This is a genomic window from Bacillus sp. CZDM1 (assembly GCF_055502545.1).
The window spans coordinates 37,879-63,766 of sequence record NZ_JBUESO010000017.1; the positions used below are offsets into that span (position 1 = coordinate 37,879).

The following is a 25,888-nucleotide window of genomic DNA, read 5'->3' on the forward strand; positions in this document are numbered from 1 at the left end:
ACTTAAAGTAACGGATGCGTTAGTGAATTAAAGAATTAAGCATTTAAAGGCTGAGACGATCTTGAAGTTTTTCCAAAAATGGGCGCTTATCCGAAATCAGAGGTAAGCGTCTTTTTGGACGCAAAAAAGATTGAGTTGATCGTCTAGTTTTGAAATAATTGGTATTAAGCGATAGGGTTGCATTCCTGTTTAATGATATAAATTGCGAGGTGAGATAGACATGGACTTTATTTTTGAAGATGAAGCGCTTGCCGTCGAAGTTGTCAAAGCGATCCGAACGGGTGATGTCCTATCATTGAAGCGACAGCTTGCTGAAAATCCAGGTTTGGTTACGGCGAGAATTATTGGAAGAGACTATGATGACAAGTGTAATAGCTTGAAAATGTCGCGTACACTGCTACATGTTGTAACCGACTGGCCTGGTCACTTCCCCAAAGGTGCGACAACAGTAGCTGTGTTGGTCGATGCCGGTGCTGAGGTGAACGCTCGATTCACTGGCCCACACACCGAGACGCCACTTCATTGGGCTGCGAGCTGTGATGACACCGAGGTGCTTGACGCTCTTCTCGATTCTGGTGCAGACATTGAGGCTCCTGGAGCAGTTATCGCAGGTGGTACTCCAATAGACGATGCGGTGGCATTCGGGCAGTGGCATGCAGCGCACCGGCTAGTCGAGCGTGGGGCACAAACCAAGCTTTGGCATGCTGCAGCACTCGGGCTAATGGATCGTATCAAAGAACGGTTCGAGTGCAGCAAATTACCCACCCCCAACGAAACTACCGAGGCTTTCTGGCAAGCGTGTCACGGCGGGCAGTTGAAGGCAGCTGAATACCTTCTAGAGCAGGGCGCTGATCTCAATTGGATTGGCTATGATGAACTTACTCCTCTAGATACCGCACTTCGTAGCAAAGCCGACGAATTGGTCATATGGTTGGGTAGTAGGGGTGCTAAATCCTCCAGCGAGGTGGGAGGATGATCCACTCGGAACTGGTTAAATAAAAATCATGTTTTAAAGGACGATTCTAGATGAAAAATCATTTAAAAGTAAATGGTAAGCTTCTTCAAACAAACAAACGTTTTTCACAATTAAAAAGTAGTCAAAAGGATTGGATCGCAACGGAACTTTATAAACATTACCACGATAAGATGAAAGAAAGACGTACAACAAGAAAACTCCCTCCTGATCACCGAGATATAGTGATATCGTCTCTATATGAACAGATTCAGAAAAGAGAAATATGGATTCCTTATGGCGAAGTAAAAAAATATGCATTTAGTAAAACCACAAAAATAGTAAAATCTTTTAAGAAACAATTTCCTAAGTTGAGTGAGGAAATTGAAGCCGAGCACGCTAACAAATAAAATGCAAGTTATTATTAAGCAATCGGGCGCATTCCTGTAAAGAGGATCAGCACCTAGTTTGATTTAAGAGCCAAAATATGGAACAAGGTTTTTGAATTAACTGTTGGATTTGCCAAGGATGTAGAGGTTTTTAGTAGATTATAAGTAGGAACTGAGGATTTATATGGAAAAATTGAAAAATAATCAAAATAAAATAACTGCTGGCTTGTTGGCCGTATATTTATTTGTTTTAATATGGATTATACTCTTTAAAATGCAATTTTCATTTCAAGACTTGCGTCATTTCACGGATTTTAGGGAAATCAACTTCATCCCTTTTGCTGGTTCAGTTATTGTTAATAATCAAATAGATTTTAATGAAATAATCTTAAATGTACTTTCATTTATCCCATTTGGAATTTATATCAGTATGCTAAAACCAAATTGGTCTTTTTTGAAAAAGATTGTACCAATAGCAGGAGTTAGTTTGTTGTTTGAAGTATTGCAATTCATCTTTTCAATAGGAGGCAGCGATATAACGGACCTTATGGGAAATACATTAGGTGGAATTATTGGAGTTGGTTTTTATATTGTATTTTGTAAGCTGTTTAGTACAAAAGCAAATAAAATCCTTAATGTTTTAGCTTCAATCGGGACGATATGTATTTTTGCATTAGTACTGTTATTAATTATCGGTGTTATTAGGTACGGGAATTATGGATAATTATTGATGTGTTAAGACTTCACTTTCAGGAACTTTATGTAAAGGATATTTCAGACCTAAACAGAATATGTATTTAAATAGGGTATACAGCTAAGTAGTTGAAAACAGAAATAAGATATTGATTCGAAGGGGAGTATTCAATGATTGTTGATTGCCATTTTCATGTGGATGAAACCATGTTGACTCTAGATAAAATGCTAGAGGGGATGGATGAAAATAATGTAACGAAAACAGCGCTCATTGCTCCTATGAACGAAACAATGTTTGAAGTGGAAAGCACGTATCAACATAATTTACAACGATTTTTCCGATTTCTAATTTTTAATGCACCACAAATTGGCCACAACATTTATGATGGTCTAGTGAAAGATGGCTTCTTCAACCTTTATGGTCATTCATACAAGATCTTTTCCAAGCCTAGGAATGATCTTGTTGCTGCTGCAATTGATAGATTTCCAGACCGGTTTCTAGGATGGGCAGCCGTAAACCCAATGATTCCTGAATCCATGGAAGAAGTAGAATCATATCTTAATAAACCTGGTTTTATTGGAGTGAAAGCTCATCCGTTCATGCATGAATATAGTATTAAGGCACTTGATCCCGTTGCGGCAATGTGTGAATCAAAAGGCGTACCACTGATTATTCATCTCTCTTCTGAACCAGACTCTTTTAAATATTTACCTGATAATTACCCTAACCTTAAATTGATTTATGCTCATGCCGGCCTGCCCTTTTGGAAGAAACTATGGAATTATGTGAAGGATCAACCCAATGTATTTGTTGATACATCTAGCGATTATCTAAATGCATCTCTTGTAAAGAAGGCAGTCGAATCTTTAGGGTATCGAAAAGTTCTTTTTGGCTGCGACGGCCCGTATGGGATGAAAAAGTTTAATGAATATGATTATTCTTCAAAGAAAGATTGGATTGATTCACTTCAACTTCCTGATGACCAGAAGGAATATATCCTTGGGAAAAACTTTTTAGGATTGATTGATTAATTCAAAACTCAATCTCAACTTCTCAAAATGAAAAGCCAACTTAGAAGAAGTACGAATATATCCTAAAACAAAATTATCACATTTAGAACTCTAATTCAGTTAGAGTTCTTTTTTTTTGTTATAAAAATTAGAATTTTTCATGTATTTACAATATATTTACGAATTGTTTACGATGTATATATTTTTACTTTACATTTGTTTGTTAAAATAGGTTTGTAAACAAAAGTGAAACAAAAGAAAAACAAAATCGAAGTAAGAGACAAAATTTGTTTGGGAGGAAACATGGCTAAATTATTAATTCGTAATCTATCAAAAGATTATAGTGGTGACATAAAAGCTGTTAAGGACTTTAATTTATCAATACATGATGAAGAGTTTATTGTATTTGTTGGTCCATCTGGCTGTGGTAAGTCTACAACCTTACGAATGATAGCTGGTTTGGAAAGTATCAGCGAAGGTGAAATCCTGATCGATGAGAAAATCGTTAATCGTCTTCATCCTAAAGACAGGGATATTGCCATGGTCTTCCAAAATTATGCGTTGTATCCACATATGACAGTCTTTGGGAACATGGCATTTTCTTTAAAGCTAAGAAAGGTCCCTAAAAAAGAAATTCAAGAACGAGTACATAAGGCAGCGAAAATATTAGATATTGAATCCTTGTTAGATCGAAAGCCAAAAGCACTATCTGGTGGTCAAAGACAGCGAGTAGCCTTAGGGAGAGCGATCGTACGGGACGCAAAGGTATTTTTAATGGACGAGCCACTTTCAAACCTTGATGCCAAATTAAGAACACAAATGCGTTCGGAGATTATGAAGCTGCATAAAGAGTTAAAAACAACCACAATTTATGTTACTCATGACCAAACAGAAGCCATGACGATGGCAACGAGAATCGTCGTATTAAAAGATGGTGTCATTCAACAAGTAGGAACACCAAGAGAAATCTATGCGAAACCGAATAATATTTTTGTCGGCAGTTTTATCGGTGCACCAGCGATGAATTTTATTGAAGGAAGATTAATAGACAGTGGGATCGATGCAGCAGGAACGATTATTCCGCTCCCTAGCGAGAAACTGAATCTATTAAAAGCAAAAGGTTATTTGAACAAAATGATCGTTGTCGGTATTAGACCTGAACATATAGTGGTCTCTAATGGAAATAAAAAAAGCGTCACAAACTATCGTTTTCAAACGAATGTGGAGTTAGCCGAGCTGACAGGTTCTGAAACGATTCTACATCTGAAACTTAATAAACAAGACCTGATTGCAAAAGTTGATGCAACAGAGTCATTTGAATCAGGTCAAACGATTGAAATGACTTTTGATGTTGAACATATTCACTTTTTTGACAAAGAATCGACAGATCGAATCGAATTATCATCGATAGGAATGAGTAAAGATGAAGACGATATCGCTATTTAAGACTACACTAGGAAACTTCCAACTAACGATTAACCCAGATTCACATCAGTCACATATTATCTTTAGAGTTGAAGTACCTAAGTCTACTCAGGAGCTGATGATTCATTACTCTTATTCCCCCACCGAAGAAACGGTAGAAGGGAATCTCGACTATATCTTTTCACGTTATCAAAGTGATAACAATATGGCAGCGGACGATAGAGATTCTATTCTCTCGGTCAGGAATCTTATTACGATTTCAGCTCATTCGAATCAAGGGTTTGAAGGAAGCTGCCATCGTTTTGAACCAACAGGAACGATCATTATTAATCAAACAGCCTCTTCTAAAGGGATGAATTCCAGGGAGATTGAACCGGGATTTTGGGATATCTCTCTTAATCTTCATTCGGTGGTCACACCGAAAACGGAAGTTCATTGTGTGATTGAAGCTGTACATGAAGAGGAATCGATGGTTCATCCACCTATTCAAATCCTAGAAATGAAGAAATTGCCTTTAAACCGGGAACGAAATAAAGATGTTCCGCTTCATTTTCAAAAAGTAGAGCTGCATTCACATACCCATCATAGTGATGCAGTCCATACGACTACGGAATTAATCAATGAAGCAATGAAGCAAGAAATTAATTGGCTCGCCATCACCGATCATAATACGTTAAGTGCTTTTGATGAAGTTTCTGGAATCCAGCACTCGATTCCATTAATAAAAGGAATGGAAATGACGACTTTTTTCGGACATTTCTTAACACTAGGGTATCAAAATCAAAGGCCAATGGATTGGACCTCAATTGATCGCTTTACAATCAACGAAAAATTAAAGGAATTGAAAGAGCAAGGATTAATAATTGGGATCGCTCATCCTTTTGATGTTGGGAGCCCATATTGTACAGGATGCCGATGGCAGTATGTATTAGAAACACTTGAACATATTGATTTCATTGAAGTTTGGAACTCTGAGGATCCACACCTTTCGTTATCAAATGCAGATGCAGTGGCAAAATGGACGCAGTTATTAAATGCCGGTATTGAGATCGCTGCAACATGTGGAAGGGACTGGCATCATTCAAATACAACGAAGGTACCTGCCTCCTTCTATGTACTGGCAAATCATCACGCAGTTGAAAAAGAAATCCTTGAAGCAGTGAAGCTGGGCAGAAGTTATATGACACTCTCTGCGGAAATCGACTTAGCCATTAATGATGAATGGACCATTGGCGACAGGATTAGCTTGGCTGATAGGGAGGAAATGCTTCTGCAAGTAAGGCTTACACACGCCGATGATGTCGATGTCGTGAGAATCGAATCAAATTTGGGAGATTTATATGAAACGAATCAAGTGGATATACTCTATAAACTTTCGAGAATACATGACTTGAGGTGGCTGCGAGTATCGGCGTTTGATAAGGAGCTTAATCGAATTTTAATGACAAATCCAGTTTATTTTACTGAAAATGAGACAAGGGAAGGAGGAGTACGATATGGAGGTCACAACTAATAAACAACTTGGGACTGGTTCTGCTGTGGAAAAGCGGAAAAGGAAGAAAAAAGCACAGCCAATGAAATTAACCTTTGAAAATATTTGGCAGCACCGCGCACAGTATTTCATGCTTTTGCCCTGTATTGTATTCTTTATTATTTTTTCTTACTTACCTATGGCAGGTATGGTATTGGCCTTTAAGGAGTTTCGTTTTGATACAGGAATATTTGGCGGGGCATGGGTTGGGCTTAAATATTTTGAACGCTTTTTCCAGGACCCCCAAAGTTGGAACTTCATAAAAAATACGCTCATTATTAGTTCGATGAAATTGATTTTAGCCCTGCCGTTTCCGATTATATTGGCCCTCATGTTTAATGAAATAAAAAACAATAAAATCAGAAGCTTTTTTCAAAGTATTACCTACCTGCCGCATTTTATTTCATGGGTGGTGGTTGTAGGAATTCTACAAAGTATTTTAGCACCTAATACCGGGCTGCTGAATCAACTTATATCCTTTATGGGAGGTGATGGGAGCACATTTTTCTTAATGGAGGAAGAAAATTTTCATTCGATTATGTTTTGGAGCTATGTTTGGAAGGATATTGGCTGGAATTCAATCATTTATTTTGCCGCGATTGCTGGGATTAACCCTAGCCTATATGAAGCAGCTGCCATTGACGGGGCAAATAGATGGAGACAAATTTGGCATATCACTTTAACTGGTATAAGACCAACGATCATCATTTTGTTTATTCTCTCATTAGGGAATATCCTATCTGCAGGATTTGATCAGATTTATTTATTGAAAACACCAGGAAATGCAGAGGTTTCCGAAATTATCGATACATATGTCATTCGCACAGGGCTGCAAAGCGGTCAATTTGGATATGCAACAGCAGTCGGGATGATGCAAGGAATTGTAGGTTTGATTGTGGTGTTAGTAGTCAACCGTTTTTCGAGCAAGAAATTTAATACATCATTATGGTAAATAAATTCAGAGAGGAAATTATTAATATGAAAATACTATCCTATAAAGTTTTAACCTTGCTTTTAGTTGGCGTTTTGTTACTCACTGCTTGTTCTACTAAATCAGAAGAGACGGTGAACCGGGAAAAACCGAAAGATGCGCCAGATACATGGATTGCTGATCGAACCGTAAAAGGGCTTGTCTTTATGAGTGATGGCGACGTTTCAGCTGAAATGAATCCAGAAATTGCCGCGGAATTAAAGAAACAAACAGGTATTACTTTAGAGCTGCAGGGAATAACTGTCGAAGATTCTACAGAGGCATTAACGGCAGGGCTGGCAGCTGGGGATTTACCAGATTTTGTTGCCTATTATTTAAATAATAGTGGACGTCCAGAAATGCAAATTTTATTAAAAGGTGCACGTGAGGGAATGTTCCACGATTTAACTCCTATGCTGAAAGAAACAAAGATTTATAGTAAGTATTTTGAAGAGGGTTACCTACCGAAAGATACGAAAGACAATATTATGTTTAGAGATGAGTTTGACGGTTCAAGCTATTTTGTCCATATGTCGATTCCACGTGAGCCAGGGACAGTCAATCGTAAATATGTTGGCGGACCGTATATTCTTAAAGATATTGCTGATCAATTAGGGATTAACCCAGCTGACATTAATACAACGGAAGAATTACGAGAAGTAGCAGAGAAGATTCAAGCGGGTAATTTTAAAGATGTAAATGGTAAGCCCGTCACACCAATTGGTCCAACGGCATGGGGCGGTGCAGATAGAGACTTTATTTTCAATGATCTTGTGTGGTCAGGAGATTCAGGTGAGAAATTCCTAAAAGATAACGCTGGAAAGATTAAGCATGAGTCCCAAACTGATTATGGACTAAAACGTGTTAATTTTGTTAGGGATTTATTAGCAGATGATCTTCTTCATCCAGAGTTCTTCACAATGGAAGAAAATAAAGCAAAAGAAGGTATTGTCAATAAATCGTTTGGAATTGTGGCTGATCTCCATAATTATGTTGTACAAAACAATGATATGAAATATGTTCCTCTTGGACCAATCAATACAGCTGAAGGAGAATATCAAATGCAATTATCCTATAAATCAGGATATGCAGGATGGTCGGTTCCTTCCACTACCGAAAATCCAGAGGATATTGTGAAGTTAGCTGACTTTTTGGCAAGCCGTGAAGGTAAATTACTAAGCCATTATGGGATTGAAGGCAGAGACTATACGTTAGATGAAAAGGGAAATCCAGTTGTTAACAAAGAGGTTTTAGAATTAAAGGAAAATGATCCAGCAGCTGCCGCGAAGCTAGGGTTCAGAGGTGCGGGTTCTTATTGGGCAGAGCATCTTGGATATACAGATATGGATAACTTTGCTGACTTTGGTGAACGCGAATACGGTGAAAGAGTACGTGGTGAAGATACACAAGCAGCTCAGAAAATCCTTGAGCTATGGAATTATGATGAGAAGTTCAAGAATGCGGAAGTAATAGACGGTTCAACCCCTCAAACCTTTATTTTTGAATATGAAAATGGGGAAAACCTTAATATTGCCTTAGAAACATACAATGAAAATTTATTGCGCGCCTACTACAGTAAGTCCGAAGAAGAGGCCAAGGAAATACTAAACGATTCGAAGGAATTACTAGAAAAGTCAGGATTAAATGATTATATCAAAATCATTGAAGAAAAAGAAAAAGAAGGTACGATCATCAAATTTTAAAACAACAAGCTTCCTTTCTCTCTAGAGGAAGGAAGCTTCCTTTTAAATGGGAGGGATTTCGATGTTAGACGACCATAATAAATCTTGGCGGTTCTTTAAAGCGCTGAATATCAGCATAGTGATTCTACTTTCGCTATCTATCATTCTGCCATTTTTAAACATCCTTGCACTTTCTCTTAATGAAGGAACGGATGCGCAACGAGGGGGTATTCATTTCTTTCCTAGAGAGTTTAGCTTCGAGAATTATCTAGAAGTATTTAAGCAATCATCCATTCTAAATGCATTCGGCATCAGTGTGTTCAGGACGGTTGTCGGAACCATAATAAGTGTATTTTTAACGGCAATGGCTGCTTATGCTCTGAAAACAAGGACGCTTCCAGGCAGGAAGGTCATTACCTTTATCATATTTTTTACGATGTTATTCAGCGGCGGAATTGTTCCATATTATTTGGTTTTAACAGAGCTTCAATTAACAAACACCATCTGGGTATATATTATTCCAAGTCTATATAGTGTGTGGAATATTTTAATTATGAGGACTTTCTTTTTGCAAATACCAGATAGTATTGAGGAAGCAGCGAGAATTGATGGCTGCAGTGAGTTTCAAATCTTTATAAGAATCATTCTGCCGATGAGTAAACCGGTTATTGCAACGATTGGATTATTTAATGCAGTAGCTCACTGGAATGATTGGTTCTCTGGATCTTTTTATGTAAGAAATCCAGAACTAAAGCCATTGGCAACACTTTTACAAGAAATGCTGACGAAACAACAGACGATGGCGGATGCTTTGTTAAGAAACTCAGGCGCGTATGCCATGTTAGAGAAGATAACGGTAACGGGCGACTCCTTAAAGATGGCAACCATTATCATTGTCGTGGCACCCATAATCATGATTTATCCATTTATTCAAAAGTATTTTGTTAAGGGTGTAAATATAGGTTCAGTGAAAGAATAGGAGAGAAAATAATGGCACTAATGATGAGTGAAGAAGGTACGTTTTCAATTTTACAATTGACTGATTTGCATATTGGCTCTATGCCGTTTCATGAACAGGATGGTTATACATTTCAACATATTAAAGATATGACGGAAAAAGCAAATCCGGATTTAATTGTCATTACGGGAGATTTAATCTGGTCTGAAGGTGTCCCAGGCCCTGAAAAAAGCTTTGATGAATTAATAAAAGTCTTAAACGAATTAAATAAACCAATTGCGATTACATATGGGAACCACGATTCAGAAGAGGGGATTACTCGTACTGAATTAAGGGAAATGGAAGGAAAAATTGAGCAAGTAGTTCATAAAAAGCATCGGCATATTGTTGAGGATCGGGAAAGTTATTGCATTGAAATCAAAAATAGGAAGGGTGAAGTTGCAAATGTTCTCTATTTAATAGACAGCGGTGCACTAGATCCGTTAGGCATTGGAACGTATGAGTTTGTTCATCCAGATCAGGTTACATGGTTTCATGAAGTTTCGAAACAATATAATAATAGAGATAAAGATTTCAAACAAGATATCTTATTCCTGCATATTCCACTTCCTGAATACAAAGACGCCTTAATGTATGGGAATGTAGTGGGCCGAAAGAATGAGACCATTTCTTCACCAATGGTGAATACAGGATTATTTACTTCATTATTACTCAATGGAAATGTTGCGGGTGTGTTTTGTGGACATGATCATGATAACGACTTTACAGCTGAATATCAGGGGATTAAATTGTGTTACGGCAGAATCAGCGGCTTCCAATGTTACGGGGAGCTTACTCGAGGCGCGCGGGTAATCGAGCTCAACGACCATCAATCATTTGATTCCTATATCATTGAGACAGATACGTATACCAACTACAAATAGATGAGGAACTATCAGGAAATACCAAAATTTAAATTCCTTTTCATTCCTTTGTTAATAGAGCAATTCTTTCAACTATTATTAGGGAATATGGATGTCCTAATGCTTAGTCAATACTCTGATAATAGTGTTGCTGCAGTTGGGATAGCGAACCAATTGATTGTAGTCACAACCATGATATATGGATTTATAAATATTGGAACGACCATTCAGCTAACGCAGTTGTCAAGTACGGGCCATAAGGAAAAAAGCGCAAAAGTTGTTTCCCATGCTTTTTATTTAAATATGATTTTTACAATCATCATGATGACTGTTTTACTAGTGTTTAACGAAACCTTCCTTAAAATCATGCAAACACCGGACAGCTTAATGGCTGAAGCATCGACCTATTTAAAGGTAATCACGTATGGTCTCATTTTCCATGCTATTATGGGTTTGATGGGGAGTATTTTTAGAAGTTACTCCTTGGTTAAGATTGTTATGTTTGTAACCATACTCTGTAATATTCTAAATATTGCTTTCAACTATATTGTATTATTTACACCCATTTCTATTTTCGGTGAAGGCGTTTTTGGTGTCGCCGTCGCAACAAACATAAGCCGAATGATAGGTATGATCATCTTATATGCTTATTTTCTATTGCATAAGCAGCATCTTTTTGGTTTTATAAATTGGATCAAAATAGAAATAAAAACATTGAAAAAAATACTTGTACTTGGTATCCCTTCAGCAGGTGAACATGTTTCTTACAATTTATCACAAGTATTAATCACTGGCTTTGTTGCAAGCTTGGGAGCTGCTACGATTGCCGCTAAGATTTATGCTCAAACCATCACTTCAGTCGTGTTCGCTTGTTCAATGGCGATATCACAAGCAGCACAAATCATCACTGGGAAGCTGATTGGGAATAGAAAGATGGACGATGCGTATAACTTTTCAGAGCGTTTGTTATGGAAAAGTATTGTGGTTACAACTATATTTACTGCTTTTATCGCATTATTATCTACGAGTATTGTTTCCATTTTTACAACAAATGAAGATATTATTCATCTTACGATTCTCCTTGTTTTTCTAAGTGTACTGTTAGAACCAGCTAGAACAGCAAATGTAATGCTCGTTTCAACACTTAATGTATCCGGTGATGTGAAATATCCTGTATTGATCAGTATGATAGTAGTATGGGGATTTGTTATTCCAATGAGTTTTATTATTGGTGTATGGTTAGATTACGGGTTAATAGGAATATGGATTGTCTTTATAGTAGATGAGTGGATTCGTGCTTCATTATTATTTTTACGGTGGAAAAAAGGCTACTGGAAATCCTATGATATTTTGGTAGATTAATTAGAGATAACGATCGAGGTGTATAAAAGGTGAATAAAGATGAACGTCTTCAATTTATTTTAAGTCAATTACAAAAGCATAATAAAATTATGGTTTCTGATTTATCGAATGATGTGAATGTCACACCTGAAACGATCAGAAAAGACCTAGCAGAGCTTGAGATGAATGAACAGTTGACGCGAATTCACGGTGGAGCAGTTCCCTTTATACCGACGCAAAAAGAAATGGTGTATGAAAGGAAACTGTCATTACATTATGAGGAAAAGTTAAAAATAGCCAAGAAAGCGGCTCAATTGATTCAACACGGTGATACGATCGCTGTAGACGTAGGGACAACTACGGTTCATATTGCAGATATGATTGAAGATATACATTCGTTAACAGTTGTAACGAACTCTTTAAGCGCGGCCCTTCGATTTAATTTAGCAATTGAAGAAAAACGTATGTCTGGTCAGGTGATTATGCTGCCAGGAATTACGCACCCTGATCAGTCATCAGTGAAAGGCACCTATACGATTGAATTTTTAAAAAGATTTAACTTTAATCGGGCCTTTATCTCTTGTGGCGGTGTAACCAAAGACGCTATCTATGATTTTGATATGGATGAATCCCTTGTATCAGAAGTAATGATTCAACATAGTCATGAAGCTATTTTACTTACAGACTCATCGAAATTAAATAAAAAATCGGTGTTTGAAATAAGTCCGATTTCCAATATAGCAAAAATTATTTGTGATAAAGAAAAACCGTCAGACTGGCCAGAAAGCGGATATAGGTGGATACCTATTTATGAGTCAGCATTGAAAAGGAAGGATGAAACAAATGAAAGTAGATTATCATATACATCTTGAGGAGGGCCCATATTCGCTTTCTTTTGTTGAAAAAAGTTTGAATGCAATGGAGCATTTTACTATTAGTCAGGAAAAAAGGCATACAAAAGAATGGCTGGTTCAAGCTATTAATCAAATGAAGAGACGTTTGGATGAGAGTGAATACTCATCATGGTGGTTAGATTTTTATCTGCAGGAGGCTTTACGTAAGGGCATTAAGCAAGTAGGAATTGTAGATCATTTATACAGATTTATAGAAACGAGAGATTATTTCACTAGATATATGGATGTTACTTCAGATGAAATTGGCAAACAACAATTGGATTGGTTAAATAAGGTTATGGTAAGAAGCTTGGAGGATTTTGTTTTATTTATTTCTTCTGAGAAAAAAAAGTGGGCAGCTAAAGGTGTCGAGTTGAAGGTAGGAATAGAGGCAGATTATTTTGCAGGCGGAGAAGATGAATTAAAATCAATCTTAAAAGGTTATGACTTTGATTATGTGATCGGGTCTGTTCATTTTTATGAGGGATGGGGATTTGACAACCCGGACCTTCAATCTAAATTTAAGCAGTACGACTTGAATGCCCTTTATAAAAATCACTTTGAAACAGTAAAAAAGGCAGCAAAGTGCGGGCTTTTCGATTTCATTGCACATTTAGATAATTTGAAAGTATTCAATGATAGACCAAACGAAGCTGGTTTAGTTGATGAATATAAAGCAGTAGCCAAAACATTAGTTGAAAATAACGTGGCAACAGAGATTAATGCAGGATTATATTATCGCTATCCTGTTAAAGAATTTTGTCCAAGTCCATTGCTCCTCGATATATTAATTGCAGAAGGTGTAAAGTTCACAGTATCCTCTGATTCCCATTATCCTAATGATTTAGGTATTTATACAGAAGAAATCAACAAATTATTAGTGGACAAAGGTGTGAAAGAAGTAGCGACATTTGATAAGAGAAAAAGAATCATGAGACCGATTCAGTTTGATTCTATTACTGTTTAGAAATTGAGTATATAAACAAATTAAGAAAGCTTAATGCTATTCAAAAGGGTTGGTCCAATTGGACCAACCCTATTACAATTACTTTAAACTGTTAGTTTCAACAACTGACCATTTTGTTCTACCGTGTCGTTAGCAGTGGTTTCAACATTTAAATATTGATTCGTGTTTGTAATGACAACCAATGTGGTGGTTTCAAATCCCTTTGCTTTTATTTGGTCCATTTCAAATTCAATGAGCAGGTCGCCTTGTTTGACATAATCGCCTTGTTTTACACGTGGTGTAATATATTTTCCTTTTAGTTTTACTGTATCGAGCCCAATATAAATTAATACTTCAGCCCCATCCTCAGAGGTTATACCAACTGCATGTCCTGTAGGAAATTGAGTTGTAATTACACCATCAACCGGTGAATAAATCTTACCTGCTTCAGGCTCAATGGCAATTCCTTTACCAACGGTCTCGGTTGCAAATAATGGATCACGGATAGAAGTTAATGGCACTACCCTACCACGTAATGGACTATGAATGGTTTCCGGCAGTACACCAAAAATATTTTGCGTGAAATGATCATCCACCTTTGAATTTTTGCCTTCATATCCAATGAGATACGTCAAAAGAAATCCGATTGCAAATGCCACACCAATCCCAATTAGGTACTGCCAAATGGGTGTAAAAGCTGGAATGGATAGAACACTAGGAAGGACAAAATCATTCATCACAACTCCAAGACTGCCATTGATCGCCCCGCCAATTCCAGCAGCTATGATTACATAGAACATTGTTTTTCGATAACGAAGGATGATTCCATAATTAATCGCCTCAGTGGTTCCGGCCAAAGCACCAGGTAATATTCCGCTTGCAGCAAGAGCCTTTAAATCTTTATCACGTGTTTTTAGAAAAACCGCAATCCCAATACCCACTTGTGCAAATGGAGCTGCCGCTGCCATAGCAATAATGGGGTCTGGACCAGTGGCAAGATTTACGATCGCAAGTGGTATAATCGTCCAATGCAATCCCATAATGGTCAGGAAGGTCCAAGCTGCTCCTAAAACAGCACCAGCTAATAATCCGCTTCGTTCGCTTAAGAAATTAATCACCGAACCTAACCCTTCGCCGAGAAGTGTTCCGATTGGACCAAACACCAGCATCGTTAACGGGACGAGAATGAGTAATGAAATCAAAGGGTTGATAAACATCTGTATATCTTTATAAATTACCTTTTTTAATAATCGATCGAGTCCTGCATAAACAAACATGGCGATAAAGATTGGAAATACAGTAGAAGAATAATCAGCTAATAAAACAGGGATGCCTAAAAAGTCGATTGTCTTCACATCGTTTTCTACAAGGTGCATAATTTCAGGTGTGAGAATGGATGCACCAATCACCCCGCCGACATAACCGTTAGCACCTAGTTTAAGAGCGATGGATATTCCAAGAAACAATGGCAGGAAATGAAAAACGGCATCTCCAGCCGCCGATAAAATGACAAAGGCACCACTCTCATTAGACAACCAGCCTAATGTATTTAAAACGGATAACATTGCTTTTAAGAGTCCAGCACCAGCAAGAACACCGATAATAGGGGCAAAGCTTCCTGAAATCACACTTAAAACTTTAGACAATGCCGTTTCTTTTTTCGCATTAGGTACATTATTTGTATGTGTATCTTGTTTTTGGTTACTCATAGTTGTTTACACACTCCCATAACTATATCTTTTGCATTCATTTCCTCAATTACTATTTCTTATCACTATATTTATCGCTTTCATTTTCTCTATTTAAAATTTCAAAAAATTGAAAGGGCTAACGTACTACTAGTATAATGATTTCAATTGTATTCCATTAGGACTCGTTTGATAATATCCGGATATATAGGACAAATATAAATTTGTTGCTGTCCAATAGGAGGGAGTAACCTGGAACCATCAAAAATCATCTCAACGGCCATGAAAGTTCAACATATAACCAATTTAAATACGTATGTGTTCAATCAAAATCGGGAACTGATTTATCAATATGAAATGACTACAATCCCTGCATTTATGCCCGGTTCAGGGGAGAGAGATGTCTTATCTTTGTATGACAATATGAAACAAACAGGACAACTTTATTCCTATATAAATGAATGGGACTTACACTATTTTAGTTATTCCTTCAGAGAAAAAGAGGAAGCTTATACGATTATTATCGGACCGTATTTTGATAAGACACCGAATCTATACAGTTTATCAAGGGACTACCAGCTCACGAGTGCACAAAGTGAAGATTTAAAGCTGATAAGCAATAAAATCTATGTACTAACTGCAGAAAAAGCCAGCAGTTTTGGAAGTATCCTTCAGCAGTTTACAAACATGGTTGAGGAGGAAATGTCCCCAATATTCATTATTTCTGAAAAAAACAGCACTCTTGTTCATAAAACAGATGACCGTTTCAATGTGGATGAAGAAGGAGAACTAGTTAAATTGAGGTATAAGACTGAAAAGGATTTTATGCATGCGGTTGAACGTGGGGATAAAAAGGAGGCTTTACAACTCATTAATTCTAAAAATATGTTGTTTTCTTTTTCAGAACGTTTTCCAAATCAGCCGTTACGCAGACTTAAGAATGTTGCTATTATACTAAATACTCTACTTAGGACGTCAGCAAGAAACAGTGATGTCCCGGCCATCATGATTCATCGAATTTCGGAAAAATATGCCTACGAAATTGAAAATGCAAATCAGGTGGAAATCCTGCATCAATTAGAAGACCGCATGATTGAGGAATACTGCGATATAGTTGTATCCAGCTCTTTAAGTAAATACTCAAACATGACCCAAAGGGTGATTGAATATATTCTTAGCTTTTATAATAAACAAATCAATAAAGAAGAGTTAGCAGCAAAACTGTCTACCCATCCCAGCCATCTATCCAGAAAATTTAAAGAAGAAACAAACATGACCTTAACCGGTTTTCAGCAGATGTTACGAATAAAACAAGCCAAACATCTTTTGAGAACAGAGAGTCTATCGGTTGAGGAAATCGCTTGGATGATTGGCTATGAGGATCCCTCCTACTTTTCTAGGGTATTTAAAAAAGAAACAGGCAGAACACCCTCTCAATATCGGGATGGGGAGGCTGGGGCTGATTTTTAACATAAAATCGCCCCTTTAAAAAGCTCCCTAAATTTCTCCTTATCTTCTGCTGTAAATGGTTTTGGCCCCTTTGTACGTTTTCCGCTTTTTCGAGCCATGGCACTCAAATATCGTGATTGTAATAATTGATCAATGTTTTCATTTGTATAGCTATAACCAGTATGGTGAAGAACCGTACACCCTTTTGCTAAGGCTAGTGAAGCAAGACCATAATCCTGCGTAACGATGATATCTCCTTTCGCTGCTAACTTCATAATCCGATAATCCGCCGCATCTGCTCCAGAATCCACATAAATGATTTCTACGCCTGAGGGTTGTTCTGCATTAGAAAAATGAGAAAAGCTAGTAACAAGGACAACGGGAATGTCAGCATTCCTACTCTCAGCGATAATAATATCCTTAACCGGACATGCATCTGCATCAACATAAATTTTCAACTTTATCACTCCTGTAAAGGTATTCTTTCTATTATATATAAATTTTAACATTAGTTTTAGAATTGAATGGTTTCGCATTTTAAATATTAGTATCTTTAATTAGAGATAAAATTCTTGACGATTCTAAAAAGGAAGATGTAATATGGTTACATAAAGTAACTTTAATAACAATAAATAACCTTCTGATAAAAGCAACTACAAGAAAGATCATTTTAAAAACCATTAAGGAGTGAACTATATGATTGAAGTAACTGTAAAACTTAATTTCGAAGGAAAAAACTATCAAACGAATGTCATTGTAAGCAAAGACACACCAGAAAAACAAATCTTACAGATGGCAAGGGAACAAGTTAGAAGACAATGGACAAATTAATCATGAGATATCCAGCGTAAAAGGGGGATAAAGGCATGATTGAAAAAAAGGAAGTTGGAGAAAAAGCTGTAGAGTATGTAAAAGACGGAATGATCGTGGGACTTGGTACAGGGTCTACTGTCTATTATTTCATTTCTAAGCTTGGCGAATTGGTCGAGCAAGGATTATCCATAAAAGGGGTCCCATCCTCTAAGCAGACAGAAAAAATAGCAATAGAGCTCGGTATCCCGCTTGTTTCGTTCCATGAGATTGATCAAATTGATGTATCGATTGATGGGGCTGATGAGGTGAACCCAGAATTACATCTCATAAAAGGGGGAGGCGGAGCCCTTCTAAGAGAGAAAATTATCGCGAAGGCAGCGAAAACTTTTATCGTCGTTGCTGATTCTCAAAAGTATGTTGAAACATTAGGTACTTTTCCACTGCCAATCGAAGTGGTGCCATTTGGATATGAAATGACCATGAAATACATTCGAGAGCTTGGAGGTAAACCAACGCTCAGGAATAGTGGAGGAACTCCTTTTCTTACCGATAATGGTAACTATATGATCGACAGCAGTTTTCAAAAAATTAATCAGCCAGAAGTATTAGAGAAAAATCTGAATCTTCTGCCTGGTGTGGTGGATAATGGATTATTTGTCGGTATGGCGGATGCTGTTATTACCATTAGGGATAACAAACTTGTAACGAAAGTCCGAAGATAAATAGTAGAGAAAATAGATTACGAACATGGGGGAAGAGTAATGGAATCAATGACTTTTGTCTTATTTGGAGCCACAGGGGATCTAGCGAAAAGAAAAATTTTCCCAGCTCTCTACAACTTATATGTTGATCAGAAATTACCAAAGTCCATATCTATAATCGGTCTTGGAAGAGGGGAAATTTCACATGCTGATTTTCAAGAGAAAGTGAAGGAATCCATTTTGGAGTTTTCTCGGCGTCTAGAACATGAGGCTGCGGCTATGAGTGGATTTTTAGATTACTTCCGCTATAGTAAATTGGATGTGAACCGTCAAGAAGATTATCAAGCATTACTACAGTTAGTAAAGAAGCAAGAAAAGGAACTTCATTTAGAAGAAAATCGCATGTTTTATCTTTCGGTTGCACCAGAATTTTTTGATACGATTGCCCTGAACATCAATAACAGTGGATTAGGTGAAACCACGGGCTGGAAACGCTTGATCATTGAAAAGCCCTTTGGTCATGATCTCGAATCTGCACGTGACCTAAATGAACAACTAAGCCGTGCTTTTGTCGAAGAGGAAATTTTTCGAATTGACCACTACTTAGGCAAACCGATGGTTCAAAACCTTGAAGCTTTGTCTTTTGCAAATCCGATTCTGCGGTCCTTGTGGAATAAAGAACATATAGCAAATGTTCAAATTACCGCAAGTGAAACGGTTGGGGTTGAAAAAAGAGCAGGATACTACGATCAGGCTGGGGCAATCCGAGATATGTTTCAAAACCATATGCTGCAAATGCTAATGATGACCGCTATGGATACACCTAAAGAAATAAACGCAGCTGAAGTTAGAAGAGAGAAACGGAAGGTCATGGAGTCACTTCGTCCCGTAATGAAAGAAAATGTTCATTACGATATTGTACGCGGCCAATATATTTCAGGAGAAGTAAATGGAGAGAAAGTCCCAAGCTATCAAGAGGAGCCAGGCGTTGCTTCTGCTTCCACTACGGATACCTTTGTAGCTGCAAGGTTGTGGATGGATCATCCATCCTGGACCGGGGTTCCCTTTTACATTCGCACAGGAAAAAGAATGAAAGAAAAATCCACCCGAATTGTCATTGAATTTAAAAATCAAGAAAACCTTTCGTATAAAAGTAATCAAATAAATCCTAACTTATTAATCATCGAAATCAACCCAGATGAAAATATTTCTATCCAATTAAACAGCAAAAACCCATTAAATAATGGAAAGGTTGAACCTGTAAGGATCCATTTATCGAATGATCAAATAAGCTTAGGGGTCCCTGAAGCGTATGAAAGACTAATTAATGATGCAATTAATGGAGATTCCACCTTCTTTGCTCATTGGAAAGAAGTTGAGTTGTCATGGGAATGGGTGCAGCCGATATTAGATGCATTTAAGGAAAATCTAGTACCGCTCACTAAATATCAGTCAGGTTCTTATGGTCCTGCTGCCGCTGATTTATTACTTTTGGAAAATGGCTTTACATGGTGGCTGGATGAAAGTCATCAAGAAAATAAGGAAAAGGTATTACAGAACTAAACAAGTTGGGAATTGTTTAGTCAGCAATCAGCAGAATATATACAAGAGGGATTTTACGAAATAATAATCAAGCTGTTGGAGGGAAATATAATGAAGGTTGGACTTATTGGTTTAGGGAAAATGGGGCTGAATTTAGGACAAAATTTATTGGATCACCATCACGAAGTGATAGCATTTGATGTGAATCCAAATGCAGTAGATAATATGAAGGAATATGGAGCAACAGGTGTATCAAGTTATAAAGAACTCATTCAGTCTTTGGATCATCCAAGGGTTATATGGATTATGGTCCCGCATGCAGTGGTAGATTCCGTTATCGGTGAAATCTTACCGTTTTTGGAAAAAGGAGATATCGTCGTTGAAGCAGGTAATTCTCACTATAAAGAATCAATTCAACGCTACAATGAATTAAAGGAAGTAGGCGTAAGCTTTATGGATGCGGGTACTTCAGGCGGTATGGAGGGTGCGCGAAATGGTGCTTGTTATATGATCGGTGGTGACCCAGAGGCATGGGAAGTCGTACAACCCCTGTTCAAAGATACAGCTGTTGAAAATGGCTTCTTATATGCCGGTAAAACAGGCAGCGGGCATTTCTTAAAGATGGTTCATAATGGAATCGAATATGCCATGATGGCTGCTATTGGAGAAGGATTTGAAGTACTGGAAAAAAGTGAATTCGATTTTGATTATGAACAGGTTGCAAGAGTTTGGAATAATGGATCCGTTATTCGTTCATGGTTGATGGAATTAACAGAAAATGCATTCTCAAAATATCCAAATTTGGATGAAATTAAAGGGATTATGCATTCCTCTGGTGAAGGAAAATGGACTGTTGAGGCCGCATTAGACCTCAAAACAGCAACACCCGTCATTGCTATGTCATTATTAATGCGTTATCGCTCCCTGGAAGATGATACCTTTACAGGAAAGGTTGTAGCTGCATTAAGAAATGAATTTGGCGGACATGCTGTCGAAAAGAATTAATAAATTTAATAGAACAGCTGTATAAAAGTAGGATGAAGGACAAATTAGGAGAATTCACATTGAGATTTGTCCTTCATAAGCGGGATGAAGGACAAATCAGGAGAGTTCGGAAAGAGATTCGTCCTTCATAAGCGGGATGAAGGACAAATCAGGAGAGCTCGCAAAGAGATTCGTCCTTCATAAGCGGGATGAAAGACAAATCAGAAGAGTTCGGAAAGAGATTCGTCCTTTATAAGCGGGATGAAGGACAAATCAGGAGAGTTCGGAAAGAGAATCGTCCTTCATAAGGATTTTCATGGGAAAAATCAACACCTATCTTTAACAAAACCTATAAAATAATTGGAGGAAAAACATCATGAAATTTTTTATCGATACTGCAAACTTAGAGGAAATTAAAAAGGCATATAAAATTGGCGTATTATCAGGTGTAACAACCAACCCTTCACTCGTTGCTAAAGAAGGCGTGAAATTCGAAGACCGTATCGCAGAAATCTTAAATGCCGTTCCGGAGGTTGAATCAGTTTCTGCCGAAGTAACACCAAATGCTTTAACAGCTGAGCAAATGATTGCGGAAGCAGACGAGCTGATTAAAATTAACGGCGGTGATAAGAATATTACCATCAAAGTTCCAATGACACTTGATGGACTAGAGACTTGCCGCTATTTAACTAAAAAAGGTGTTAAAACCAATGTTACCTTAATTTTTAGTGTCAATCAGGCATTACTTGCTGCACGTGCAGGAGCTACATATGTTTCTCCATTCTTAGGACGCTTGGATGATATTAATGAAGATGGAGTTGAACTTGTCGCAAAAATTGCTCAGATGTTCCGTGTTCAAAATCTAGATTCACAAATCATTGCAGCATCTGTTCGTCATCCGGACCATGTAACCCGTGTTGCATTGGCTGGAGCTCATATCGCAACCATTCCATTTAAGGTCATTGAGCAACTATCAAAGCATCCGTTAACAGATCAGGGACTTGAAAAATTTGCTGCGGATTGGAAAACTGTCTAATAAAAAGAAGGGCGTTATCTCAGAGTTAACGCCCTTACATAAAACAATCCCAACTTGGCAGAAAACAAAAGCTATCAATTTTGACCAGCAGTTGTAGAAGCTAATAAGAAAAACATGTTTGCACTCCTTGGTAAGCCAGGATATGAAGCAGAAAGAGAAGAATTGCAAAAACGCATATCAAAATAATGGTAATCTGATTAAAAAGCAGTCCAATTCGCGAATTGGACTGCATATTTGGAAGTATCTATAAATGCATTTTAATTTAATAAAATAAAAGTGTTATTGACAAAAAGGTTTATAGGTATTATTATTATCTTGTATTCAAGATGTTTTAATTAAATATATTTAAATTTAAGATTCTTTAGGGGGAAATAATGGAGAGGAAATGCAATAATCTGCCCTTTCTAATAGTAAAGCAAACACCTAAAGCAATTGATGAATAAAGTTTATACTCTCATTTTTTTTATAATTTATCTCGAATTCGAGATAAATAACATTAACAGCACATAAAGAAACTATGATTGTTACTAATATGACAGGAGTGATTAGGAGATGGAACTCTTAGGACTACATCATGTATCAATTTTAACAGGGAAAGCGGAAAAGAATTATGAATTTTATACAAAAATTTTAGGAATGAGATTGGTAAAGAAAACTGTAAACCAGGATAATACAGAATCCTATCATCTTTTCTATGCTGATGGTGAAGGAACCCCAGGAACTGAAGTTACGTTCTTTGACATTCCTCATCTTGGGCAAACATATAGGGGAACTTCAGATATTTCTACTGTATCACTTAGAGTTAGAAATTCGGAATCATTGTTATTTTGGAAAGAACGTTTTAACCAATTTGGGATAGAACATGATGATATTCAAAAAAGAGCAAGTCGTGATACATTGGCTTTCAGAGATTTCGAGGGGACTCGGATAGTACTTGTATCTGATAACGGTGAAAAAGGTGTGAGAGCAGGGGTTCCTTGGCAACGAGATGACATTTCGTTGGAACATGCCATTATTGGTTTAGGACCCGTAACCCTCACAGTGGCAATTGCCGAACCAACTATCGGTGTATTAACAGAAGTTATGGGTTTTCGATTTGTCGGTTCCTATCCGTCACCTGAAGGGGATTATCCTGATATATCGGTTTATGCAACTGGCGAGGGAGGCAGCGGTGCTGAGGTTCATATTGAAACAAGACCTGAATTGCCAAGAGTCCGCTTAGGTCGTGGTGGTGTTCACCATGTTGCCTTCCGTGTTCCGAATGAGGAAGAATATGATCAATGGGCAGAGCGTTTGGAAGAATACAGGTTACCGAATTCAGGGAAAGTGGAGCGGTATTACTTCAAAGCATTATATTTTAGGGAACCCAATGGAATCTTATTTGAATTATCAACAGATACACCAGGATTTGCGACAGATGAACCAATGGAAACAATGGGAGAAAAACTATCACTTCCATCATTTTTAGAACCAAATCGAAAAGAAATCGAAGAAAAATTACGTCCATTAATCTTAAATTAAACACTTGGAGGAATATGGAATGAACCATTTAAAAGGAATACACCATGTAACAGCAATTACTAGCAGTGCAGAAAAGAACTATGAATTTTTCACTTATGTTTTAGGTATGCGATTAGTTAAGAAAACGGTCAATCAAGATGATATTCAAACCTATCATTTATTCTTTGCAGATGATAAAGGCAGTGCAGGCACGGACATGACATTCTTTGACTTCCCTGGTATTCCGAAAGGCGTACACGGTACAAACGAGATTTCAAAGACATCGTTCCGTGTACCAAGTGATGCTGCGTTAGACTATTGGGTAAAACGTTTTGATCGTCTAGAAGTTAAACATGCTGGAATCAAAGAACAATTTGGCAAGAAAACTCTTTCTTTCGTTGACTTTGATGATCAACAATATCAATTGATTTCAGATGAATTCAATAAAGGCGTGGAATCTGGCACACCATGGCAAAAAGGTCCAATTCCACTGGAATATGCCATTACGGGTTTAGGTCCTATTTTTGTTCGTATTGCGAACTTTGATTACTTTAAAGAAATGATGGAAAAGGTTCTATTATTTAAAGAGACAGATAGAGATGGTTCCTTCCACTTATTTGAAGTGGGAGAAGGCGGAAATGGTGCCTCAGTCATTGTAGAATATAATGCGGTTCTTCCTCAAGCCCGACAAGGATTTGGTACGGTTCACCATGCAGCATTACGAGTAGAGGATCGTGCTGTTTTAGAGGAATGGATTGAACGGTTGAGTGGTTTTGGATTACAAACATCCGGTTATGTAAATCGTCACTTTTTTGAGTCATTATACGCAAGAGTTGCACCGCAAATTTTATTTGAGTTCGCTACGGATGGCCCTGGGTTCATGGGAGATGAACCTTATGAAACGCTGGGAGAAAAATTATCTTTACCTCCATTCTTAGAGCCAAAACGTGAAGAAATAGAAAAATTAGTTCGTCCAATTGATACAGTGAGAAGTACAAAGGAATTCATCAAGGAATAATAGGAATTATTTCACAATTGGATGGTTTTTAAAGGAGAGGAATAGGAATGAATAGTAAAATCATGAAAATACAAAAATTAGGATTTCCATGGGAGACAGAAGACCCGTTCCTTATGACCGTGCATCATAAGGATGCGTATCCTTCAGGAAATGATCAGCAGGGTCCAACGGCTTCATTGGAAGGCAGAAATCTTGGCGAGGATTTTACGTTGCGTGATGGTTTTAGAATGTATCATGGCAAAACGGTTCCGGGATTTCCTGTACATCCCCACAGAGGTTTTGAAACGGTCACTGTCGTTCTTGAAGGTTTGATTGATCATTTTGACTCATATGGGTCCACAGGAAGATTTGGGAATGGGGATGTTCAATGGATGACAGCAGGAAAGGGCAGCCAGCATTCTGAAATGTTCCCTCTCGTCCATCAGGACAAAGGCAATCCACTTGAATTCTTTCAGATATGGCTGAATTTACCTGCAAAAGATAAATTCGCTGATCCTGAATATAAAATGTTATGGGCTGAGGATATACCGGAAGTACAATCGGCTGATACAAATGGACAGAAAACGACCGTAAGACTGATCGCCGGAAATGTGATGGGCCAGTCTAGTTTAGAACCAAACTCTGCTTCTTGGGCAAACGATAAAAATCATCATGTGGGAATCTGCGTTATTCATATGGAGCCTGAAGCAGTCTTCGTCCTGCCCGCAGTTTCAGCGACAATGACAAGAAATTTATACTTTTATCAGGGAGATACACTAAATATTGACGAAACAGCGATTGAAACGAACCATCGTGTAAAGCTCGCTGGTGATCAGGAAGTTACGATTACAAATGGATCTTCTGAGAGTTATATGCTGATCCTAGAGGGTGAACCAATACAAGAACCTGTCCTATCCTATGGACCGTTTGTCATGAATACCGAGCAGGAAATTCGCGATGCATTCAAGGATTATCAAAATACACAATTTGGAGGCTGGCCATGGGACCGTCCTGATCCTGTAAATAAGCGTGAATCAGGAAGATTCGCACGCCATAAGGATGGAAGAGTTGAAAAAAGGTAACCACTACTGGTGCATAGTTTTATATAAAAATGACTCCGTTCACTATTGAACTGAGTCATTTTATTAAATGAGGAATCTTCTGATTTGTCTTTCATCGACCCTTATGAATAATGATTTTTTGGGCAGGTAGCCTGGAATGAATCCTTTGTCCCGCAAAAAGAGTTTCATCTCCAAACGGGTCCTATGTAATCAACAATTCAAATAAAAAAGCAGCAAAAAAAAATAAGCGGAGATTTTCCGGTTAAATGTAGAATGGAGCTCATTTCGGGATATTTAAGCGGAGGTTTTCCGGTTATGCAAAGAAATTTCATCAATTTTCATGTTTTTCGAGTCAATAGGCGGAATATCTCCGTCTATTTAAGCTTTTTTTATGATAATTACTAATTAAGCGGAATTTCTCCGT

At 37.6% G+C, this 25,888-nt stretch carries 24 protein-coding genes; 22 read left to right on the forward strand and 2 right to left on the reverse strand.

The features are described 5' to 3' along the window. Window positions 1-220 precede the first annotated feature (220 nt). From ACY3XC_RS25265 to ACY3XC_RS25325, 13 genes are all read left to right on the forward strand, one after another. Window positions 221-976: an ankyrin repeat domain-containing protein gene (locus tag ACY3XC_RS25265; protein WP_464871052.1), complete on the forward strand. Its 756-nt coding sequence runs from the start codon at window positions 221-223 to the stop codon at window positions 974-976. Between the two features lie 50 nt (window positions 977-1,026). Beyond that, complete coding sequence (locus ACY3XC_RS25270) at window positions 1,027-1,362, forward strand: hypothetical protein (protein ID WP_464871053.1); 336 nt, start codon at window positions 1,027-1,029, stop codon at window positions 1,360-1,362. Between the two features lie 163 nt (window positions 1,363-1,525). Continuing rightward, a complete protein-coding gene (locus ACY3XC_RS25275; RefSeq protein WP_464871054.1) occupies window positions 1,526-2,065 on the forward strand; it encodes a VanZ family protein in 540 nt (179 codons plus the stop codon). Window positions 2,066-2,205: 140 nt separating this feature from the next. Next, window positions 2,206-3,066 (forward strand): amidohydrolase family protein, encoded by an 861-nt coding sequence (locus ACY3XC_RS25280; protein WP_464871055.1) that lies wholly within the window; start codon window positions 2,206-2,208, stop codon window positions 3,064-3,066. 282 nt (window positions 3,067-3,348) lie between these two features. Next, a complete protein-coding gene (locus ACY3XC_RS25285) occupies window positions 3,349-4,491 on the forward strand; it encodes an ABC transporter ATP-binding protein (RefSeq protein WP_464871056.1) in 1,143 nt (380 codons plus the stop codon). Then, a complete protein-coding gene (locus ACY3XC_RS25290; RefSeq protein WP_464871057.1) occupies window positions 4,469-5,983 on the forward strand; it encodes a CehA/McbA family metallohydrolase in 1,515 nt (504 codons plus the stop codon). The genes ACY3XC_RS25285 and ACY3XC_RS25290 overlap by 23 nt, the downstream gene beginning before the upstream one ends. Before the next feature lie 61 nt (window positions 5,984-6,044). Beyond that, window positions 6,045-6,953, forward strand: coding sequence for an ABC transporter permease (locus ACY3XC_RS25295; RefSeq protein WP_464871089.1), 909 nt, complete (start codon window positions 6,045-6,047; stop codon window positions 6,951-6,953). Window positions 6,954-6,985: 32 nt separating this feature from the next. Continuing rightward, window positions 6,986-8,674, forward strand: coding sequence for an extracellular solute-binding protein (locus ACY3XC_RS25300; protein ID WP_464871090.1), 1,689 nt, complete (start codon window positions 6,986-6,988; stop codon window positions 8,672-8,674). Window positions 8,675-8,735: 61 nt separating this feature from the next. Further along, a complete protein-coding gene (locus ACY3XC_RS25305; protein ID WP_464871058.1) occupies window positions 8,736-9,632 on the forward strand; it encodes a carbohydrate ABC transporter permease in 897 nt (298 codons plus the stop codon). 11 nt (window positions 9,633-9,643) lie between these two features. Then, window positions 9,644-10,534, forward strand: a complete 891-nt coding sequence (locus ACY3XC_RS25310; protein ID WP_464871059.1) for a metallophosphoesterase family protein — start codon at window positions 9,644-9,646, stop codon at window positions 10,532-10,534. After that, the gene (locus tag ACY3XC_RS25315; RefSeq protein WP_464871060.1) at window positions 10,535-11,875 is read left to right on the forward strand and encodes an MATE family efflux transporter; all 1,341 of its coding nucleotides are present in this window, start codon (window positions 10,535-10,537) and stop codon (window positions 11,873-11,875) included. A 29-nt stretch (window positions 11,876-11,904) separates the two neighbouring features. Continuing rightward, the gene (locus tag ACY3XC_RS25320; RefSeq protein ID WP_464871061.1) at window positions 11,905-12,726 is read left to right on the forward strand and encodes a DeoR/GlpR family DNA-binding transcription regulator; all 822 of its coding nucleotides are present in this window, start codon (window positions 11,905-11,907) and stop codon (window positions 12,724-12,726) included. Beyond that, on the forward strand, window positions 12,698-13,714 hold the full coding sequence (locus tag ACY3XC_RS25325) for a histidinol phosphate phosphatase domain-containing protein (RefSeq protein ID WP_464871062.1): 1,017 nt from the start codon (window positions 12,698-12,700) through the stop codon (window positions 13,712-13,714). Before ACY3XC_RS25320 ends, ACY3XC_RS25325 begins: the two co-directional genes overlap by 29 nt. Window positions 13,715-13,797: 83 nt before the next feature. On the opposite strand, the gene ACY3XC_RS25330 is transcribed toward ACY3XC_RS25325, so the two are convergent. Beyond that, window positions 13,798-15,402 (reverse strand): glucose PTS transporter subunit IIA, encoded by a 1,605-nt coding sequence (locus ACY3XC_RS25330; protein WP_464871063.1) that lies wholly within the window; start codon window positions 15,400-15,402, stop codon window positions 13,798-13,800. Between the two features lie 261 nt (window positions 15,403-15,663). Here ACY3XC_RS25330 and ACY3XC_RS25335 point away from each other — a divergent pair, with 261 nt between their 5' ends. Continuing rightward, window positions 15,664-16,851: an AraC family transcriptional regulator gene (locus ACY3XC_RS25335; protein ID WP_464871064.1), complete on the forward strand. Its 1,188-nt coding sequence runs from the start codon at window positions 15,664-15,666 to the stop codon at window positions 16,849-16,851. Here ACY3XC_RS25335 and ACY3XC_RS25340 read toward each other — a convergent pair. After that, the gene (locus ACY3XC_RS25340; RefSeq protein WP_464871065.1) at window positions 16,848-17,288 is read right to left on the reverse strand and encodes a YaiI/YqxD family protein; all 441 of its coding nucleotides are present in this window, start codon (window positions 17,286-17,288) and stop codon (window positions 16,848-16,850) included. The two genes, ACY3XC_RS25335 and ACY3XC_RS25340, sit on opposite strands and share 4 nt — an antisense overlap. Window positions 17,289-17,526: 238 nt before the next feature. On the opposite strand from ACY3XC_RS25340, the gene ACY3XC_RS25345 reads away from it, so the two are divergent. From ACY3XC_RS25345 to ACY3XC_RS25380, 8 genes are all read left to right on the forward strand, one after another. Continuing rightward, window positions 17,527-17,661 carry a BA3454 family stress response protein gene (locus ACY3XC_RS25345; RefSeq protein ID WP_179160299.1) on the forward strand — a complete coding sequence of 45 codons (135 nt, stop codon included), beginning with the start codon at window positions 17,527-17,529 and terminating at the stop codon, window positions 17,659-17,661. 35 nt (window positions 17,662-17,696) lie between these two features. Beyond that, a complete protein-coding gene (gene rpiA / locus ACY3XC_RS25350; protein ID WP_464871066.1) occupies window positions 17,697-18,365 on the forward strand; it encodes a ribose-5-phosphate isomerase RpiA in 669 nt (222 codons plus the stop codon). A gap of 39 nt (window positions 18,366-18,404) precedes the next feature. Next, window positions 18,405-19,907: a glucose-6-phosphate dehydrogenase gene (gene zwf, locus ACY3XC_RS25355; protein ID WP_464871067.1), complete on the forward strand. Its 1,503-nt coding sequence runs from the start codon at window positions 18,405-18,407 to the stop codon at window positions 19,905-19,907. Between the two features lie 90 nt (window positions 19,908-19,997). Then, complete coding sequence (gene gnd / locus ACY3XC_RS25360; protein WP_464871069.1) at window positions 19,998-20,891, forward strand: phosphogluconate dehydrogenase (NAD(+)-dependent, decarboxylating); 894 nt, start codon at window positions 19,998-20,000, stop codon at window positions 20,889-20,891. Between the two features lie 355 nt (window positions 20,892-21,246). Further along, window positions 21,247-21,906 (forward strand): fructose-6-phosphate aldolase, encoded by a 660-nt coding sequence (fsa, locus tag ACY3XC_RS25365; protein WP_045517207.1) that lies wholly within the window; start codon window positions 21,247-21,249, stop codon window positions 21,904-21,906. A 552-nt stretch (window positions 21,907-22,458) separates the two neighbouring features. Continuing rightward, window positions 22,459-23,427 (forward strand): ring-cleaving dioxygenase, encoded by a 969-nt coding sequence (locus tag ACY3XC_RS25370; RefSeq protein ID WP_464871070.1) that lies wholly within the window; start codon window positions 22,459-22,461, stop codon window positions 23,425-23,427. Window positions 23,428-23,446: 19 nt separating this feature from the next. Beyond that, complete coding sequence (locus ACY3XC_RS25375; RefSeq protein WP_464871071.1) at window positions 23,447-24,424, forward strand: ring-cleaving dioxygenase; 978 nt, start codon at window positions 23,447-23,449, stop codon at window positions 24,422-24,424. Between the two features lie 47 nt (window positions 24,425-24,471). Next, window positions 24,472-25,485, forward strand: a complete 1,014-nt coding sequence (locus tag ACY3XC_RS25380) for a pirin family protein (RefSeq protein WP_464871072.1) — start codon at window positions 24,472-24,474, stop codon at window positions 25,483-25,485. Window positions 25,486-25,888: the final 403 nt, after the last annotated feature.

What these genes read in the sequence shown, in the direction of transcription:
- rpiA (WP_464871066.1), top strand. Translation starts at nt 17,697, where the DNA reads ATGATTGAAAAAAAGGAAGTTGGAGAAAAAGCTGTAGAGTATGTAAAA.
- ACY3XC_RS25295 (WP_464871089.1), top strand. Translation starts at nt 6,045, where the DNA reads ATGAAATTAACCTTTGAAAATATTTGGCAGCACCGCGCACAGTATTTC.
- ACY3XC_RS25305 (WP_464871058.1), top strand. Translation starts at nt 8,736, where the DNA reads ATGTTAGACGACCATAATAAATCTTGGCGGTTCTTTAAAGCGCTGAAT.
- ACY3XC_RS25370 (WP_464871070.1), top strand. Translation starts at nt 22,459, where the DNA reads ATGGAACTCTTAGGACTACATCATGTATCAATTTTAACAGGGAAAGCG.
- ACY3XC_RS25380 (WP_464871072.1), top strand. Translation starts at nt 24,472, where the DNA reads ATGAATAGTAAAATCATGAAAATACAAAAATTAGGATTTCCATGGGAG.
- gnd (WP_464871069.1), top strand. Translation starts at nt 19,998, where the DNA reads ATGAAGGTTGGACTTATTGGTTTAGGGAAAATGGGGCTGAATTTAGGA.
- ACY3XC_RS25335 (WP_464871064.1), top strand. Translation starts at nt 15,664, where the DNA reads ATGAAAGTTCAACATATAACCAATTTAAATACGTATGTGTTCAATCAA.
- zwf (WP_464871067.1), top strand. Translation starts at nt 18,405, where the DNA reads ATGGAATCAATGACTTTTGTCTTATTTGGAGCCACAGGGGATCTAGCG.
- ACY3XC_RS25375 (WP_464871071.1), top strand. Translation starts at nt 23,447, where the DNA reads ATGAACCATTTAAAAGGAATACACCATGTAACAGCAATTACTAGCAGT.
- ACY3XC_RS25290 (WP_464871057.1), top strand. Translation starts at nt 4,469, where the DNA reads ATGAAGACGATATCGCTATTTAAGACTACACTAGGAAACTTCCAACTA.
- ACY3XC_RS25265 (WP_464871052.1), top strand. Translation starts at nt 221, where the DNA reads ATGGACTTTATTTTTGAAGATGAAGCGCTTGCCGTCGAAGTTGTCAAA.
- ACY3XC_RS25270 (WP_464871053.1), top strand. Translation starts at nt 1,027, where the DNA reads ATGAAAAATCATTTAAAAGTAAATGGTAAGCTTCTTCAAACAAACAAA.
- ACY3XC_RS25285 (WP_464871056.1), top strand. Translation starts at nt 3,349, where the DNA reads ATGGCTAAATTATTAATTCGTAATCTATCAAAAGATTATAGTGGTGAC.
- ACY3XC_RS25310 (WP_464871059.1), top strand. Translation starts at nt 9,644, where the DNA reads ATGGCACTAATGATGAGTGAAGAAGGTACGTTTTCAATTTTACAATTG.
- ACY3XC_RS25280 (WP_464871055.1), top strand. Translation starts at nt 2,206, where the DNA reads ATGATTGTTGATTGCCATTTTCATGTGGATGAAACCATGTTGACTCTA.
- ACY3XC_RS25315 (WP_464871060.1), top strand. Translation starts at nt 10,535, where the DNA reads ATGAGGAACTATCAGGAAATACCAAAATTTAAATTCCTTTTCATTCCT.
- ACY3XC_RS25275 (WP_464871054.1), top strand. Translation starts at nt 1,526, where the DNA reads ATGGAAAAATTGAAAAATAATCAAAATAAAATAACTGCTGGCTTGTTG.
- ACY3XC_RS25330 (WP_464871063.1), bottom strand. Translation starts at nt 15,402, where the DNA reads ATGAGTAACCAAAAACAAGATACACATACAAATAATGTACCTAATGCG.
- fsa (WP_045517207.1), top strand. Translation starts at nt 21,247, where the DNA reads ATGAAATTTTTTATCGATACTGCAAACTTAGAGGAAATTAAAAAGGCA.
- ACY3XC_RS25325 (WP_464871062.1), top strand. Translation starts at nt 12,698, where the DNA reads ATGAAAGTAGATTATCATATACATCTTGAGGAGGGCCCATATTCGCTT.
- ACY3XC_RS25345 (WP_179160299.1), top strand. Translation starts at nt 17,527, where the DNA reads ATGATTGAAGTAACTGTAAAACTTAATTTCGAAGGAAAAAACTATCAA.